Genomic DNA, 16,068 nt, shown 5'->3' on the forward strand with positions numbered 1-16,068 from the left:
ATCTCTTTTGCTTCCGCCTTATGAAGGACGTCCCTATGATATTGTTTTGCTGAACCCGGAAAGACTGCTTTTTGCTTTTCGGGTGATTAAAGAAGGGAAATTAATCTATGCCAGGGATATGGAGCGCATTACCGATGTAATGGAGTACGTCAGTAGAAGGTATGCCGATCTGTACCCGCGGTACCGGGCGGCACTGGAAGAAATTTTTGTTGGGGTGATGGCCGGTGGGCCTGGATCGTGAACGGATAATGGCCAAAATTAGCTATATACGGGAACAGGTGACCAGCATTAATGAGGTGTTGAATAGCAAAAAAAGAAGACGTTGATGCTTTCTTGGCGCACCTGTGCGGGGCTTTTTCCCTGCTGTGTTATCTTATATTAGCGGTAGCCGGGGGTAAAAGCTGGCCAGCCTGGCATCAATCACCGGTTGCCAGCGCTTTTCCTGGGGAAGAGGTTCCAGTTCCTAACAAATAATCCGTTTGGATCAAAAACGGGGGAGATAAGATGAGCGATGGACATGTCACCCTGTCCGGGGAATTGAAAGAGTGGCTTTTAAATGACCCTTTCCCCAGGTTGCTGGGGGTGGAAATAGTGGAGCTCGAGCCCGGTTATTCCCGGGTGAGGTTGAAGGTGACGGAGCAGATGACCAACATTCACGGCATTACCCACGGGGGGGTCATTTTTACCGTGGCCGATGTGGCCTTTGGTATCGCCAGTAATTCCCGGGGTGTGCCAGCCGTTGGTATAAATATGAACATCAGCTATTTAAAGAAAAGTGTTCCCGGGGATGAACTGGTGGCCACCGCCCGGGAGGAAAATTTAACCCGCCATACCGGGTTGTACCGGATTACCGTGGAGAACCAGCGGGGGGAACTGCTGGCCGTAGCTTCGGGCCTGGTCTACCGGCAGAACCAGCAAAAGGAAACCTGACCCCGGATTTTAAAATGATGGGAGGTGCCAGGGGGCAGTATCCCCCTTATTGGCTGACTCCAAATTAGGAAAGCCCTGGGCTACTGACCCGGGGCTTTTGCCTAATGCTCCTTACTTATCCTTTCTTTTGGTGGTCAGGTTATTTGGCGGTGTTTTATAGGGGTTTTCTCTCAAGTGTTTGCCTTTTGCGTTCAGGTCCCAGAGTTCCAGGGGGGATTCTTCTCTTACAAGCTCATGCCGGAAGGTCTTTTGTTCTTTGCGGATTTCGTTTTTGCTCACATTGGCACCTCCGGATGATAGTGTATCCGATGCAAGGCTGGTTATTCAACATGGTTGGCATCGATTTTGCGACACACAAACCACGGGAGTAACCTTACAGGCGCTATATTATGCATGGTCGGGGGTGAGAGGATGCAGACCATCGGAAGGGTGGCCATCAAGCTGGCCGTGGCGGAGAGGGAAGAGCTTCCGGCGCTGCTCGCCGAGGTCGAAAGATTGGGGTACCGGGCCGTTGTGGGTAAGGTGGGCTCCATGACTGCGGAAAAGGTGGTGGCCGCGGTGGAAACGGCCGTTCAGCGGGAGCAGTTCCTGGAAAGCGGGTACAGGCACGTCCATTCCCTCTACCACGCCATCATCGAGGTCTTCTATGGGGTCTGCCGCGGGCAGCTGGAGCTGGGTCAAATACTGCGTACCGTTGGTCTAAATTTTGCGGTGGTGAGAGGTCCCCGGATGATCCCGGCCGAGGGTAATAACGACGAATGGCTTGATCCTGAAATTTTGATCATTTCCACCTGGCGCTACCAGGTACGGGTGATGACCTCAATTTCCCGGGCCGTATTGAATCATGCTTTATTGTATGCTAAAATGTATGCAGCAATGTCTGACATTTGGGGTGATAACTATGGAGCAGGTACGCACGACGATTCGCATGCCCACCAGTCTTCTGAAATCCATAGAGGAGGTACGCAACCCTGAAGAATTTCCGACTTTGAGCGACTTCGTGCGGAGTGCGGTAGAACGGTATGTCAAGGAGCTAAAACGGAAGAAGCTTGCGGAAGAGTGTCGCCGGTTGGCGGAAGAAGAAGATCTCGCGGCCTGGGCGGAAGCAGACTTTTCGGAATATATAGAAAGAATGGCCCGGGCCGAAAGGGGAGAGCTTTGATGCCCGCCGAAATTCCCCGTCCAGGAGATATTTATAGAGTTAGTCTGGAAGGAACGGGCCATATTCTTCGGGGGCCTCACTATGCGGTGGTGGTGTCCGATGAACCATTTAACTATCTTTCCACCGTTGTAATCGTTCCTCTTTCTACAGGAGCCAGGCCCGCCACTTTTCGACCGGAATTAACCTTTCACGGCAAAGTCACCCGTGCACTTCCTGACCAGATACGAGCTGTTGACAAGCGTCGTTTAAAAGACTTTCAAGGCAATGTAGCCAGTACCTCTTTTTTCATGGCCCTGCAGGCCTCCCTTCAGGATCTCCTGGCATTAAATTAAACGTGAAAGATGGTCAGGAAAAGGCTTGTGCTCGTGTTAACAGGCGGTGGGGTTTGCCGGGGGTCATATATAGCTGCAGACGGGCCGGAATACATATTTTACCCTGGCCAGGGCGCTGACGTCCTCCCAGGGGTTGCCTTCCACGGCCACCAGGAAGGCGGGTCGCCCCGGTTCGATGCGGCCCAGCATGTGCTCCAGTCCCAGGATGGCCGCGCCGTTGCGGGTGGCGGCCAGAAGAATATCCGCCGGGGAAAGGCCGGCTTCCCGGTAAAGCAGCAGTTCCTCAAGGAAGCCCTGTCCGTGGCATACACCGGTGGCCCCGGCGTCGGTGCCCACCCCCAGGGTAACGCCCATTTCCAGGGCCTTTTTGATCATTTCCACCTGGCGCCGCCAGGTGCGGGTGATGACCTCAATTTCCCGGGCCGTATATTGTGCCCGCCATTTTCCCCTCACCTGGCCGGCTACCGGGATGACCGTGGGCACCCAGGCAATACCCCGAGCAGCCATGTAGTGCAGGGATTCTTCGCTGAGGAAATAACCGTGCTCTATGGAATCCACCCCGGCTTCCACGGCCAGGCGAACGGCATCGTCCCCGCTGGCGTGGGCCATGACCCTTAACCCCCGGCTGCGGGCGCGGTAGACTATTCGCTGCAGTTCATCCCGGGTGAACTGGGGGCCGCCCACCTGCCCGTACCCGGAAAAGCTTACAATTCCCGATACCAGAACCTTGAGGTGGTCCACTCCCTGCCGGGCCAGGGAATCCACCGCCTTTTCCAGCTCCCCCGGGGTTAAACCCGGTCCCAGGAAAGAGCCGTACCTTCCCTGCCGGTGCAGCGCATGCCCGCAGGCCAGTACCAGAGGCCCGGCCAACCTGCCGGTTGCAACCAGTTGTTTTACCTCAAGGCCGATACCCGCCCGGTCTCCCCCGTCCCGTACGGCTACAATGCCCTGTTCCAGGGTATTTGTTAAATCCGCCTTCACCCGCTCAAGTAATTCCCCCCGGGCGGTCCATTGCTGCTGCGCCCTCGAAAAATCCCTGCCGTCCAAAGCCAGGTGGACGTGGCAGTCGATGAAGCCGGGGACCACAGTGCAATTGGGGAGTTCGAGTACGGGTACCGGTTCTCGGGAATGGTCTGTGCAAAGGTATTCCTCAGGGTCATTACCGGCGGAAATGGCTATTACTTTCCCGCCCTGGACATATATCAGTCCTTCCTGGGGCGGTGCCGGCGTGCCCCGCCAGATGCGGGAGGCTTTGATGAGCAAGGTCTGGCCGGGGCCAAGATTTATTAAAGACATGGGACATCCTCGCCTCGGTAGAAAAAGGAGTATAAAAATTTGCTCCTATGCGGGAACAAAGCAGATAATCCATACGTCATATGTTAGGAGAGACCTTTTGAGCATATTTTCATGGCACGGTCTAAAAATAAAAAGCGGGTGTTGCCCCATGAGAGCTCCGGGTAAGCTCTGTCCCTACTGCGGGGGACGCGTGGTAGAAGACATTTGCTCCGAATGTGGAAGCCACTGCAATCCTCACTATCAATATTTAGATCCTTTCGAATCGGCCTGGCAGCAGGGCCGCTTCTTGCGCCGGTTAAAATATGGCAAGATTGTTGCGGGTGTTGGGTTGGCATTGTTTATATACTCATTGATTGATGTTCTTATACACTTTTTTAAGGGCACGCATTGATCAGGGACTCAATAACAGCATGAATTAAGTAAGTGGTGCCTGTGACAGCAAGACGTGTTCTACCGAGGCCTTTCGCCCATGGCCCGGCTTGCCGGTAAAAAAGAAAGGTAAAACATTAGCGCCGCTCCACCCAGCACCCCGGCACCAAGGCTGGAAAAAGCCAGGATCCAGCCGGCCGGACCGGAATAAACGTCAAGAATCAGCCCAAAAACTGCGGGAGACACGGTGGCGGCAATATAACCCACAAAGGTCTGCCAGGCCATGATGCGGCCTAGTTTTTCCCGGGGGGCGATTTCCGCCAGTCCGGTGGAAAATATCGGTGAATCAGCCGTAACCGTCAAGCTGTAGACCAGGCCCACCGGCAGCAACAGCCACGGCGGTGCCGGTAGCAGCCAGCCCATGGAGAATGAACAGGCGGCGCTGGTGAGCATGATCGCCATGGCCGTGCCCGTGCGTCCCAGGCGATCTGAGAGCCAACCGGCGGCCAGGGTGGATGGAGCCCCCAGCATTACCGACAGGGCCGTGAGGGTGGCCGCCAGGGAAGTGGCCTGGGCGTAGCGGTCTTGGAAAACGACGGTAAGAAAGGGCGTCAACCACGAACGCAACCCGTACATCTCCCACATGTGGGCCGCATAGGCCAGGATGACCAGAACCATGGCCAGGTTACGCTGGCTGGTTTCAACCTGCTGGATTCCCTGCGCCGGTTCCGGTGGCCCGGTCTGCGAAGCAAGACCGGGTGTTTCATCTCTCCCGGAACTGTTTGCCGGGATTTTTGCTTTCCGGGTGCCGGGTAAAAAGGCGGTTCCCGGTTGGCGCCACAGCCAGAAAGAAAGGGCGATAGCCGCAAAGCTGACCCCGGCCAGAGCCAGGTAGGCCTCCTGCCACGTAAAAAAAGCGGTAAGCGCCCCGGTGAGGGCAAAGGAGAGGGAAGTGCCCACCAGGTAGGAGGAAACGTAAAAACCCACTGCCCGGCCACGGGATCTGGGGGTCAGGGAAATGACTTTGATCCCGGGCATGTAGATGCCTCCCAGCCCCGCTCCGGCCAGCGTCCGCAGCAGGGTGCCCGATAAGGCATCCCGGGCCAGCAGGGGAAAGAGGGTATGGGTGAAAGTCGATAAAATGGCTCCTCCGGCCATCACATAGCGGGCGTCAATGCGGTCGGTGAGGGGGAGGGCCACCAGGGCTGCCGCAATGTACCCGGCCTGAAAGGCAGCCACCATTATCCCGGCCTCCCCATGGCTGATCCCCCACTGCTTTTCCACCAGGGGCAGGACGGCCGGCAAACAGTAGGCCGGCAATAGTACCAGCAATTGAATTAAAGCCAGCTGTACCAGTGGGATGTGTTCCCGTTGCCGGGTTTCGCGCATTTTGTTTATTCACCTGTTGGTATTTGACTGGTCTAATTATTTCTTTTTTTCGCCGCCGAACTCCTTCTTTAGTGACGCGCTGAAACCACTTTTTCTGTTGTACCTGCATCCGGGCCTGGTTAAACCTTATGCGGGCCAATTGCTTTTTGGGGACCGTTCGTTACAAAAATTGGCTAGCATCAAAAGTTATAAAAAAAATATTAGGTTCGGAACCTTCCATATGTCCAGTAATATGGGATGTTCATGTTGCCTGGATAACGTATCGATCTGGCAATTCAGAGGTTAAAAATGTTGAAGTATACGATATTGCGTCTGGAAATATTGAACGGATTACAGGATATAATCCGGATTCACATTTAGAAGCCTGGGGTTTGACTATTTCCAAAGGATTATTAACCTGGAAGCATAATGTGCCTAGGGAAAAATTGTAGTATATAATACTTTGACTGGTGAAACAAGGGAAATAAGCTCACTGACATATTTTCCAGCAATATATGGTGACTGGTTGACGTAGATACCTGAGAACAAGAGAAGCGCTCAGGGGCCTGTTTATTATTTCCGTGATATAGACACTATTTTTTAAACTGGCTTTTCACTTGCGTTGCAAAAGAGTGGGGGTGTCTGTACGCTATGCCCGTGAAATCATTGAGTTCGTCCGTGCTCAAATGGCCTTACGTCCGGCTTGTCGACCGCGCCGTCCGCCGGTGGGCGGCGGAAATGGTCGAAAAGCGAAAAGACATCCGGCACATCGGCTACTTCGGTTCCTATGCCCGGGGTGACTGGGGTGTTGGTAGTGATGTTTACCTTGTTGCCGTCAGCAAAAAAATTTTTTTAAAAAAGGAACCAGGAGGCATGCTAGTGCGTCTATTAATTAACCGAGCAGCATGCCCTGCACGTATAAAATGAGGGAGCTGCTACAAAAGAACATTAAAGGGGTGCGAATCTATTGAATGGGAAAGTGAGCTTGTTAAAAAGAAGGAAAAAAGATCCAAGGGCGGGTAAAAGATTTCCCTTCATATTTTCCCTTCCAGGCGGAATCTTTATCCTGATGCTCCTGGTAGTGCTGGTTGGCGGCTGTGCCAATCATGCCACGCCCGGTGTCCGGGAACAGGCTGAAAAAACCTTCCTGCCACCCACCGCCTTTGCTTCAAACTTTGCCGCCTATGAAGAAGAGCCGGTCAAGGTTACACCTGCCGTGAAACCCTACCGGGTAGCACAAGACCTGAGCAATATCACCAACAAAGATATGTTCCAGCTTTCCGGGGCAGCCCGGAAACTGTTAATCCAAAACGGCTTTGTGGTAGTGCCCAGCAGGGACCACCGGGAATTTTTTACGCTTTACGAAATGAACCGCTACCAGCCGGTGCCTCTGTTTGTCACCACCGATTCCCTTCTTCACAACTACCATTTGTTTTTTGACCACCTGCTCCGGGTAATCGAAACAGAGAAACTGGCTCCGGAATTAAAAGAACTGAACCGGGTCATGCTTTCCCGGGCGGAAAAACATTATGCCGCGTTGAAAGGTACTGCCTGGGAAAACGCGGCGAAGAGAAACCTGGGCTTTTTTGCCGTAGCTGCCAAACTAATGAACCCCGGGAGCGCCGTGCCGGCAGTGGTAAGTAGTGAGGTCGCCAGGGAGCTGGCACTGATCGGAAAGCATGCCGGGATTGAAATTTCCCCGGTGATGAACGTGGGAGGCAGCGACGATCCGCTAAATGCTCCCCGGGAGGACTACTCCCAATACATACCCCGGGGGCATTACGAAAAAACAGACCTGCTGAAAGCTTATTTTAAAACGATGATGTGGTATGGCAGGCAGACCTTCCGCTTCAGTAACGAAGATGAAACCAAATCCGCCCTGCTCATTACCCTGGCCCTGGTTCAGGATGAAAACCGTCAGCGCTGGGAAAAAATTTACGCGCCCACATCCTTTTTCGTCGGCCAGAGTGACGACATTACTTATCGCCAGCTCCAGGAACTGCTTGGAAATATCTATGGTTCGAGCTTCGATCTAAAGACAATCGTTTCCGATAGTGAAAAGTGGAATACCTTTCTTGAGGCGGCCCGGGAGCTGCCGCCGCCGACCATTAACTCCATGCCTATTTTTGATGAAACCATCCAGCCCGACCGGGAAAAGGAAATCAAGGGTTTCCGCTTTATGGGGCAGCGGTTTACCGTTGACGCCGCCATTTTCCAGCGTTTGGTTTACCGGGAGGTAAAGGAAAATAGCCGGGGAGAAAGGAGGATGCTGCCCAGGGGCCTGGATATTCCGGCGGCCATGGGGTCTGCGGAAGCATACAACATTTTAAAGGCCCTGGGAGAAACGGATTATCAAAATTACCCGGAAAACAGGCTTTTACCGCCCGGTAAACGGCATCCGCTGCCCAAAAAGGTGGTTTGGCCAGAGGTTCATGCACAGAAACATCTTATTGAGATAGACCTGGTAGACATTGATGGAGACGGCAAAAATGAGCTGATTGCCATTGAAGGCGATTACTCCGATCCCGGGGTAAGACAGGTGAGTGCCTGGCGATGGAACGGTTGGGGATTTTCCCTGATCACTAAAGAGGAAGGTGGTATACCTGCCCCGGGTAATTACAAATTTGACCTGGGAGGGTAGTTAAATAATTCTCACCTGAAATTTACTCAGGCGTGTTATTTGTTTCAGCCTCTTTTTCAAAAATTTATTGTATCTTTGCCGGGGTGTATGATAAAATTTACCCATGGGATGGTATCCCCGCTGGAACCATACCTTTTAGTTCAAAAGTACCTCAACAACCGAACACCAGTCTTGCCGCTTGGAGCCGGGAAGGACCGAGACGGAGGTGATAAGGGGAAGATTGATTGCCTTTCGGGAGCCCGGAAGGCATTTTTTAATTGAAAATGGGTAGAACATTTATTCGCCGGAACCAGTTTTTCCGATTTGGGGTGGGACTGATGAATAAACCTTCGGTGGCAGTAGTTGGCTGCGGTAAAGTGGGCAGCGCCCTGGCCCTGCTTTTAAGGGACCGGGGTTACCCGGTGGTGGCCGTGGCCAGTAAAAGGGCTGAGTCGGCCCAGAAACTGGCCCGGTCTCTGGATTGCAGCGCTTATGACCGGCCTTGGGAGGCAACGTTAAAGGCCGATCTGGTTTTTATTACCACGCCCGACCGGGAGATTGCCCCGGTGTCGGAGCTTATTGCCCGGGAAGGAGGGTTCCGCTCCGGGCAGGTGGTGGCCCACACCAGCGGCGCCCATGCATCCAGTGAACTGCACGGGGTGCGGGAAGCAGGGGCCCTGGCCGTGTCCATCCACCCGTTACAGTCCTTTGCCGATGTTGCCGGGGCCATGGAAAACCTCTCCGGGTCTTACTTTGCCCTGGAGGGGGATGAGGCGGCCATTCCCGTGGCCCGGCAGGTCGTTGACGACTTAAAAGGACATGCCTTTATCATCAAGGCTGAAGACAAGCCCCTGTATCATGCGGCGGCCTGCATTGCTTCCAACTACCTGGTTTCTTTGATGCACCTGGCGACCAACCTTTATGGGCGTTTTGGCCTCTCCCAAAAGGAAGCTTTTGAGGCGTTGTATCCCCTGGTGCGGGGCACAATAAACAATATCCGGCGGGTGGGACCAGTGGAAGCCCTTACGGGCCCGGTGGCCCGGGGAGATGTACCCACCATTGCCGGGCACATGCCGGCCCTGGACCGGGTGGGGAACCGGGAGTCCCGGCTCTACCGCCTGCTGGGGTTATACACCATCCAGGTGGCCAGGGAAAAGGGTAGCATTGATGCCGGGCAGGCCCGGCAACTGGAAGAGGTATTTATGGCTTCGGCCAATGGTGAAGATGTATCCAAATCCAAGGAGGTATCCTCATGAGTAACCAGCGGGTCACCACTGCGTATTTCCGGGAAGCAAAAAATACCGGCCGGAAAATTACCATGCTCACGGCCTACGATTATCCCATGGCCAGGATGGTGGATGAAGCGGGGATTGATGCCATTTTAGTGGGAGATTCCCTGGGCAATGCCGTCTTAGGCTATGATTCCACCATTCCCGTGACCATGGACGATATGATTCACCACATTAAAGCCGTCACCCGGGGGGTCAAGCGGGCCATGGTTATCGGTGACATGCCTTTTATGTCCTACCACATTTCCCGGGAAGAGGCTCTGCGTAACGCCGGCCGCATCCTGCAGGAAGGAGGCGCCCAGGCGGTTAAGCTGGAGGGCGGCCAGGAGGTGGCCGATACCATCCGGGCTATGGTGTCCTGCGGCATTCCGGTGATGGGCCACCTGGGCTTAACGCCTCAATCCATCCACCAGATGGGCGGTTACAAGGTGCAGGGCAAGGACGAGGCCCAGGCGAAAAAACTTCTTGAAGACGCCCGGGCCATTCAGGAAGCAGGAGTTTTTGCCATTGTTCTGGAGTGTGTACCCGTCCCCCTGGCCAAACTGCTTACCGAAACCCTGGAGGTATGCACCATCGGCATAGGCGCGGGACCCCACTGCAACGGGCAGGTCCTGGTGACCCACGATCTGCTGGGGATGTTCCTGGGGAAGTCGCCCAAATTTGCCAAGCGTTATGCCAACCTCCACGAAGAGATTGCCCGGGCGCTCAAGGCCTACCGGGAGGAAGTGCAGAGCGGCGCCTTCCCCGGCCCGGAGCATGGTTTTGACATGTCGGAGGAAGTGTTGAGCAAATTGTATTAACCGAAGGGGGAGTATCCCTTGCTCATCTGCCACACGATAAAAGAAATCCGGGATTTTGTACGCCAGGCTCGTTCCCGGGGCCTGACCGTGGGATTTGTCCCCACCATGGGCTATTTCCACGAGGGTCACCTCACCCTCATGCGCCGGGCAAAAGAGGCCTGTGATGTGGTGGTGGTCAGCATTTTCGTCAACCCGCTGCAGTTCGGTCCGCGGGAGGATTACGACCGCTACCCCCGGGACCTGGACCGGGATGTGTCCCTGGCGCGGGAAGTGGGCGTGGATGCTATCTTCCATCCCTCCGTGGAGGAGATGTACCCGCCCGGTTTTGCCACCCATGTCGATGTCGAAGGTCTTACTGAATGCCTCTGCGGGCTTTCCCGGCCCGGTCATTTCCGGGGGGTGGCCACGGTGGTGACCAAGCTGTTCAACATAGTACGCCCGGACAGGGCCTTTTTCGGCCAGAAAGACGCCCAGCAGGCCCTTGTAATCCGGCGTATGGTTGAAGACCTGAACATGGATTTGGAAATTGTTACGGTGCCCACGGTACGGGAGGAAGACGGCCTGGCCATGAGTTCCCGCAACGTTTACCTGAGCCCGGAGGAAAGACGGGCCGCCACCGTGCTTCCCAGAAGTTTGCAGGCCGCCCGCCGGGCTTACGAGTCAGGGGAGCGGGATGCAGGCCGGCTGGTGGAACTGGTGCGGGGCATGATTGCCGCCGAGCCCCGGGCTGTGATCGACTACGTGGAAATCCGGTCAATTCCCGATTTGAAGCCGGTATCCAGGCTTGACGGGCCGGCCCTTTTGGCCCTGGCCGTACGCTTCGGTTCTACCCGGTTAATTGATAACCTTGTGCTCGGCAGCCCGGATGGGGTGCTGTAGATTTAAAGTTTCCGTCCGGCCCGGCGCCACCTGAAGAAGGACGCCGGGCCGGAAGCCGAACGTCTCAAGGGAAGGGGGGTAAGCTGGCATGTTTATTACGCTCTTTAAGTCCAAGATTCACCGGGCTACTGTAACCGGCGCCAACCTGAACTATATGGGCAGCATCACCATTGACCGGGCGCTGCTGGAAGCAGCCGGCATTTTACCCCACGAAAAGGTGCAGGTTGTTAACAACAACAACGGGGCCCGGTTTGAAACCTACGTCATCAGCGGGCCCCGGGATTCCGGCGTCATCTGTCTTAACGGTGCCGCCGCCCGGCTGGTGCAGCCCGGGGACACGGTCATTATCATTTCCTATGCCATGATGACCCCGGAGGAAGCGGCCGGTTTTTCGCCCACGGTGGTCATGGTGGACGGGCAGAACCGGGTGGTGGAGATCCGGCGAGAAGAGGCACCGGGAGAGGTGGGCTAAAGCTGAGCCTCCTTTTGTTGTAAACATCCGGCACAAAGCAAATTACCCCACCCTAACGCTGTATAGGGCGGTTTTGGTTTAAATTTTCCGCAACGACCTGGCTCTTGACAATTCTCAACGCCTGTGGTTAGAATTATCTCATGATTGTAGACATTTTCGGTTGCTTTTTGCGGTTATTTTTCCGTGGGCGCTATGGTAGGATGTGGTTTTTGCTCTGGATAGTCATGGTTTAAATGGTTAAGGAGTGAAACTATGTCTACTGAAGATAAAATTCGTTACTTATCTGAAGAAATTAAACGATTGAAAAAAGAACGGCGGGCTGTAATTTTAAGCCACGTCTATCAGCGCCCGGAGGTACAGGAAATTGCCGACTTTGTGGGGGATTCCCTGGGACTGTCCCAGCAGGCCGCCAAAACCGACGCGGAAGTCATTGTTTTTTGCGGCGTCCACTTCATGGCCGAAAGTGCGGCCATTTTGTCTCCCGACAAAATTGTGCTCCTGCCCGAGATCAAAGCCGGCTGTCCCATGGCCGATATGGTGACTGTGGAGGCCCTGCAGGAGAAGAAAAAGGAAATCCCCGGGGTCATAGTGGTCTGCTACGTGAATACCTCGGCCGCCGTTAAGGCCGAAAGCGACGTGTGCTGTACCAGTGCCAATGCGGTGAAGATCGTTTCCTCGCTGCCGGAGGACCGGCCGGTACTTTTCATCCCCGATGAGAACCTGGGGCAATACGTGGCCAGAAGGACTGGGCGGAGGATTCACCTCTGGGAAGGTTATTGCAACACCCACGACAAACTGTTTGCTGAAGATGTGCTGGCCGCCAGGGAAGCCCATCCCAACGCTTTGGTGCTGGTTCACCCGGAATGCCGCCCGGAAGTGATTGACCTGGCTGATGCCGTGGCCAGCACCACGGGTATGATCCGCTTTGCCCGGGAAAGTGACGCCAGGGAATTTATTGTCTGTACGGAAACGGGTATTTTACACCAGTTCCGCAAGCAATGCCCGGATAAGGAGTTTTACCTGGCTTCCGATAAGTTAATTTGTCCGAACATGAAGGCCACCACCCTGGAGAAGGTGCACCGGGCACTGGTTACCCTGGAACCGCGGGTGACGGTGCCGCCGGAGATCCGGGAAAAAGCACTGCGTTCCCTGGAACGGATGCTGGCGGTGACCTGATTCCACAGGAGGGATCAAAAATTGGCCGGCAGATATCTGGTCAACTTCGATACCCGGCAGCTGCCCCAGGAAAATTGGGACTATGTAATCCTGGGCAGTGGTATAGCCGGGTTGTATACTGCGTACGCAGCCAGCCGTCTCAACCGGCGGGTGGTAGTTCTGACCAAGTACACCATGGAGGATAGCAACACCGATAAGGCCCAGGGAGGTATTGCTGCCGCCCTGGGTCATTCCGATTCTCCGGCCCTGCATCTAAAGGATACCCTGGCCGCTGGGGCGGGGCTTTGTGATCCCGAGGCGGTGAGTGTGCTGGTCAATGAGGGCCCCGGCAGGGTGCGGGAATTGATCGACATGGGGGCGCAGTTTGACCGGGAAAACGGTCAACTGGCCCTTACCCGGGAAGGGGCCCACAGCCGGAGGCGCATTCTCCATGCTGCCGGGGATGCCACCGGGGCGGAAATCCAGCGGGTGCTTTCCGGGCAGGCACGCCTGGCTCCAAACATTGAAGTGCGGGAAAACCATTTTGCGGTGGACCTTCTGGTACAGGATAACACCTGTTATGGCGTGCTCGCCCTGGACGGCTCCTCGGGGGAGCTCAAGGTCTTCTGGGGCAGGGCGGTGGTGCTGGCCACCGGCGGGCTGGGCCAGCTTTTTGAACACAGCACCAATCCCGCGGTGGCCACGGGGGACGGTATTGCCATGGCCTGGCGGGCCGGCGCGGAAGTGATGGATATGGAATTCATTCAATTCCACCCCACCGTCTTAAGCCTTCCCGGAGCACCTCCCTTTCTTATTTCCGAAGCCGTGCGGGGCGAGGGTGCTTACCTGCGGAACCGTTACGGAGAACGGTTTATGCCCCGTTATCACGAACTGGCGGAACTGGCTCCCCGGGACGTGGTGGTGCGGGCCATGCTCAAGGAGATGGGCAGTACCGCATCAGACAGGGTTTTCCTCGACCTTTCCCACCTGGATCCGGCCATGGTCCAGCAGCGTTTCCCCACCATCAGCCGCACCTGCGCCTCTTACGGCCTGGACGTCACCAAAGACCCCATTCCCGTGGCTCCGGCGGCCCACTACATGATGGGAGGAGTAAAAACCAACCTTTATGGGGAAACCAGTATTGAGGGGCTCTACGCCTGCGGCGAGGTGGCCTGCCAGGGGGTACATGGTGCCAACCGTCTAGCCAGCAATTCCCTGCTGGACGGCCTGGTTTTCGGAGGTCGCATTGTGGAGCGGGTGAACAGCTTGCCCCCGCGACGCCATGGGCATCCGGAATTTTCCTGTCGGGAGCTGGCCGATGCCCCTGAAGTGGATGCAGCTCGTTTGCGTCAGGAAATACAAAGTGTGATGGGGAAATATGTGGGGCCGGTCCGTACGGCGGAAGGGCTGGAAAAGGCCCTGGCCTTTTTCGAGGATTGGTCGTATCTGGCCGGATATCAGGCCCGGAGCATAGAGGAAATGGAAGTATGGAATATGCTTGCGGTTGGGCAGCTGGTTGCCCAGGCAGCGCTGATCCGTACGGAAAGCCGGGGAGGCCATTACCGTTTGGATTACCCCCAATCCCGGGACTTGTGGCTGAAGCATGTTATCCTGCGCCGCTAAGAGGTTTGGCTCATATATAATTAAGGAACTGTAATAAAGAACTGCAACTCAATTGCCCGGCCAAAGCAGGGTGCGGTTCATTCAAAGGGGGATGGAGGCATGCAGAACATCGTTCTAGAGGATCTGATCGACCGAGTGCTCAAGGAGGATATAGGCACCGGCGATGTAACCACCAACAGCATCGTACCACCGGATTACACCACCATCGGGTTTATTCATGCTAAGGAACCGGGAGTGGTGGCCGGCCTGCCCGTGGCCGGGGCCGTTTTCCGCCGGCTTTCACCGCACATTTCCTTTCAAATTCGGGTACGGGAAGGGGAAAGAGTCCAGGCCGGGCAACTCCTGGCACGGGTGGAGGGGGAGGCCCGGGCCATTTTGAGCGGCGAGCGGGTAGCCTTAAACCTTCTGCAGCGCATGTCGGGCATTGCCACTTATACCGCCCGGCTGGTGGAGCTCATCCGGGAGTTTAAGGCCAAAATAGTGGACACCCGCAAGACTACCCCCGGTTTACGCATCCTGGAAAAGTACGCTGTGCGGGTGGGGGGGGCTCTCAACCATCGCTTCGGCCTGTACGACGCCGTTTTGATTAAAGACAACCACATTAAGGTGGCCGGGAGCATCACCCGGGCGGTGGAGCTGGCCAGGGCCAACATACCACATACCATGAAGGTGGAAGTTGAGGTTGAAGATTTGACCGGAGTAGAAGAGGCCCTTGCCGCCGGGGCCGACATCATTATGCTGGATAACATGGATATTCCCACCATGACCCGGGCGGTGGAGCTTGTAGCCGGCCGGGCTTACCTGGAGGCGTCGGGGAGAATCAACGAGCAAAACATTGTGGAGGTTGCCCGCACGGGAGTGGATTTCATTTCCCTGGGTGCGCTTACCCATTCCGCCCGGTCGCTGGACATCAGCCTGGATGTAGGAGAAATGAAGCCCCTGTAGAATAATTACAAAAATGAAAAGGGCGGCGCCCGTCATTTACCCGGGCAAACAGGGGACGGCTGCCACCCGGATAGTTTGGTGGCCCTTTCAGAATACGACAGGAGGCGGGGAGGTGGGGGCCGTTGTACGATGCCTTAAAACCAATAAAGCCCAGGAAAATTTACGAGGAAATAATTGATCAGGTGAAGCAATTAATTGCCGAAGGTGTATTAAATCCCGGGGATAAGCTGATCTCAGAGAAGGAGCTGGCCGAAAAACTCCAGGTGGGCCGTTCGGCGGTACGGGAAGCCTTTCGCGCCCTGGAAGCCATGGGAATACTGGAAATACGGCCGGGTGAGGGCACCTTTGTGCGGCGGGTGGAACCCCAGGCTCTGATCAATGTTCTCTCGCTGGTATTAATAATGGACCGGGACACCACGGAAGAACTGATGGAATTGCGCAAAATACTGGAGGTAGAGTCGGCGGGCCTGGCCGCTTTGAGGCATACCCCGGAGGAGCTGGCCCAGATGGAGGAAGCCCTGGCCCAGATGGAAGCTGATATTCAAGCCGGGGACCTGGGGGAAAAGGCCGACTGGAAATTCCATTATGCCATAGCGGAAGCCACCCACAATTCCCTGCTGGTAGAACTGATGAACACCATTGCCGGTACCATGCAGAGAGTGCTGCGTACGGCCCGCATGCAGCTTTATATGACGCCCGGTACGCCCCAGCGCTTGTTGAACGAGCATAAAGCCATTTTCCTGGCCATTAAAGAAGGCCGGGATCAGGACGCCCGCCGGGCCATGTTTGACCACCTGGACAAGGTGGAAAAAGGCCTGCGCATTTGAT

General features: G+C 55.5%; 18 protein-coding genes. 15 read left to right on the plus strand and 3 right to left on the minus strand.

Annotated elements, in window-relative coordinates; translation table 11 throughout:
* Window positions 1-7 precede the first annotated feature (7 nt).
* Entirely contained in the window at window positions 8-241 is a 234-nt protein-coding gene (locus tag BUA65_RS05225) for a nucleotidyltransferase domain-containing protein (RefSeq protein ID WP_072867768.1), read from the plus strand.
* Window positions 242-504: 263 nt separating this feature from the next.
* Window positions 505-930 (plus strand): PaaI family thioesterase, encoded by a 426-nt coding sequence (locus BUA65_RS05230; protein ID WP_072867770.1) that lies wholly within the window; start codon window positions 505-507, stop codon window positions 928-930.
* Window positions 931-1,041: 111 nt separating this feature from the next.
* Here the strand turns inward: BUA65_RS05230 and BUA65_RS18180 are convergent, their stop codons facing one another.
* Window positions 1,042-1,209: a hypothetical protein gene (locus BUA65_RS18180; protein ID WP_165613197.1), complete on the minus strand. Its 168-nt coding sequence runs from the start codon at window positions 1,207-1,209 to the stop codon at window positions 1,042-1,044.
* A 132-nt stretch (window positions 1,210-1,341) separates the two neighbouring features.
* Here BUA65_RS18180 and BUA65_RS05235 point away from each other — a divergent pair, with 132 nt between their 5' ends.
* From BUA65_RS05235 to BUA65_RS05240, 3 genes are read left to right on the plus strand one after another with little or no spacing between them, the layout of a single operon-like run.
* Window positions 1,342-1,905, plus strand: coding sequence for a HutP family protein (locus BUA65_RS05235; protein ID WP_072867771.1), 564 nt, complete (start codon window positions 1,342-1,344; stop codon window positions 1,903-1,905).
* Window positions 1,906-1,918: 13 nt separating this feature from the next.
* Window positions 1,919-2,092 (plus strand): hypothetical protein, encoded by a 174-nt coding sequence (locus tag BUA65_RS18185; protein WP_165613195.1) that lies wholly within the window; start codon window positions 1,919-1,921, stop codon window positions 2,090-2,092.
* A complete protein-coding gene (locus BUA65_RS05240; protein WP_072867773.1) occupies window positions 2,092-2,424 on the plus strand; it encodes a type II toxin-antitoxin system PemK/MazF family toxin in 333 nt (110 codons plus the stop codon). The genes BUA65_RS18185 and BUA65_RS05240 overlap by 1 nt, the downstream gene beginning before the upstream one ends.
* Window positions 2,425-2,487: 63 nt before the next feature.
* Here the strand turns inward: BUA65_RS05240 and BUA65_RS05245 are convergent, their stop codons facing one another.
* Complete coding sequence (locus BUA65_RS05245; protein ID WP_072867775.1) at window positions 2,488-3,720, minus strand: amidohydrolase family protein; 1,233 nt, start codon at window positions 3,718-3,720, stop codon at window positions 2,488-2,490.
* Between the two features lie 450 nt (window positions 3,721-4,170).
* The gene (locus tag BUA65_RS05250; RefSeq protein ID WP_072867776.1) at window positions 4,171-5,478 is read right to left on the minus strand and encodes an MFS transporter; all 1,308 of its coding nucleotides are present in this window, start codon (window positions 5,476-5,478) and stop codon (window positions 4,171-4,173) included.
* Window positions 5,479-6,108: 630 nt separating this feature from the next.
* On the opposite strand from BUA65_RS05250, the gene BUA65_RS05255 reads away from it, so the two are divergent.
* From BUA65_RS05255 to BUA65_RS05300, 10 genes are all read left to right on the plus strand, one after another.
* Window positions 6,109-6,384 (plus strand): nucleotidyltransferase domain-containing protein, encoded by a 276-nt coding sequence (locus BUA65_RS05255; RefSeq protein WP_072867778.1) that lies wholly within the window; start codon window positions 6,109-6,111, stop codon window positions 6,382-6,384.
* Between the two features lie 142 nt (window positions 6,385-6,526).
* On the plus strand, window positions 6,527-8,098 hold the full coding sequence (locus tag BUA65_RS05260) for a DUF3160 domain-containing protein (RefSeq protein ID WP_084062084.1): 1,572 nt from the start codon (window positions 6,527-6,529) through the stop codon (window positions 8,096-8,098).
* Window positions 8,099-8,415: 317 nt separating this feature from the next.
* The gene (locus BUA65_RS05265; protein ID WP_072867780.1) at window positions 8,416-9,333 is read left to right on the plus strand and encodes a Rossmann-like and DUF2520 domain-containing protein; all 918 of its coding nucleotides are present in this window, start codon (window positions 8,416-8,418) and stop codon (window positions 9,331-9,333) included.
* On the plus strand, window positions 9,330-10,166 hold the full coding sequence (panB, locus tag BUA65_RS05270) for a 3-methyl-2-oxobutanoate hydroxymethyltransferase (RefSeq protein ID WP_072867782.1): 837 nt from the start codon (window positions 9,330-9,332) through the stop codon (window positions 10,164-10,166). The genes BUA65_RS05265 and panB overlap by 4 nt, the downstream gene beginning before the upstream one ends.
* Window positions 10,167-10,184: 18 nt before the next feature.
* Complete coding sequence (gene panC / locus BUA65_RS05275) at window positions 10,185-11,045, plus strand: pantoate--beta-alanine ligase (protein WP_072867784.1); 861 nt, start codon at window positions 10,185-10,187, stop codon at window positions 11,043-11,045.
* An 88-nt stretch (window positions 11,046-11,133) separates the two neighbouring features.
* Window positions 11,134-11,517 carry an aspartate 1-decarboxylase gene (gene panD, locus BUA65_RS05280; protein ID WP_072867785.1) on the plus strand — a complete coding sequence of 128 codons (384 nt, stop codon included), beginning with the start codon at window positions 11,134-11,136 and terminating at the stop codon, window positions 11,515-11,517.
* Between the two features lie 252 nt (window positions 11,518-11,769).
* A complete protein-coding gene (gene nadA, locus BUA65_RS05285) occupies window positions 11,770-12,693 on the plus strand; it encodes a quinolinate synthase NadA (RefSeq protein ID WP_072867787.1) in 924 nt (307 codons plus the stop codon).
* A gap of 21 nt (window positions 12,694-12,714) precedes the next feature.
* Window positions 12,715-14,295: an L-aspartate oxidase gene (gene nadB / locus BUA65_RS05290; RefSeq protein WP_072867789.1), complete on the plus strand. Its 1,581-nt coding sequence runs from the start codon at window positions 12,715-12,717 to the stop codon at window positions 14,293-14,295.
* A 99-nt stretch (window positions 14,296-14,394) separates the two neighbouring features.
* Entirely contained in the window at window positions 14,395-15,240 is an 846-nt protein-coding gene (nadC, locus tag BUA65_RS05295; RefSeq protein WP_072867791.1) for a carboxylating nicotinate-nucleotide diphosphorylase, read from the plus strand.
* Between the two features lie 122 nt (window positions 15,241-15,362).
* Window positions 15,363-16,067, plus strand: coding sequence for a FadR/GntR family transcriptional regulator (locus BUA65_RS05300; protein ID WP_072867793.1), 705 nt, complete (start codon window positions 15,363-15,365; stop codon window positions 16,065-16,067).
* The last annotated feature ends 1 nt before the right edge of the window (window position 16,068 follow it).

Source organism: Desulfofundulus thermosubterraneus DSM 16057 (assembly GCF_900142025.1).
GTDB classification, from domain to species: Bacteria; Bacillota; Desulfotomaculia; order Desulfotomaculales; family Desulfovirgulaceae; genus Desulfofundulus; species Desulfofundulus thermosubterraneus.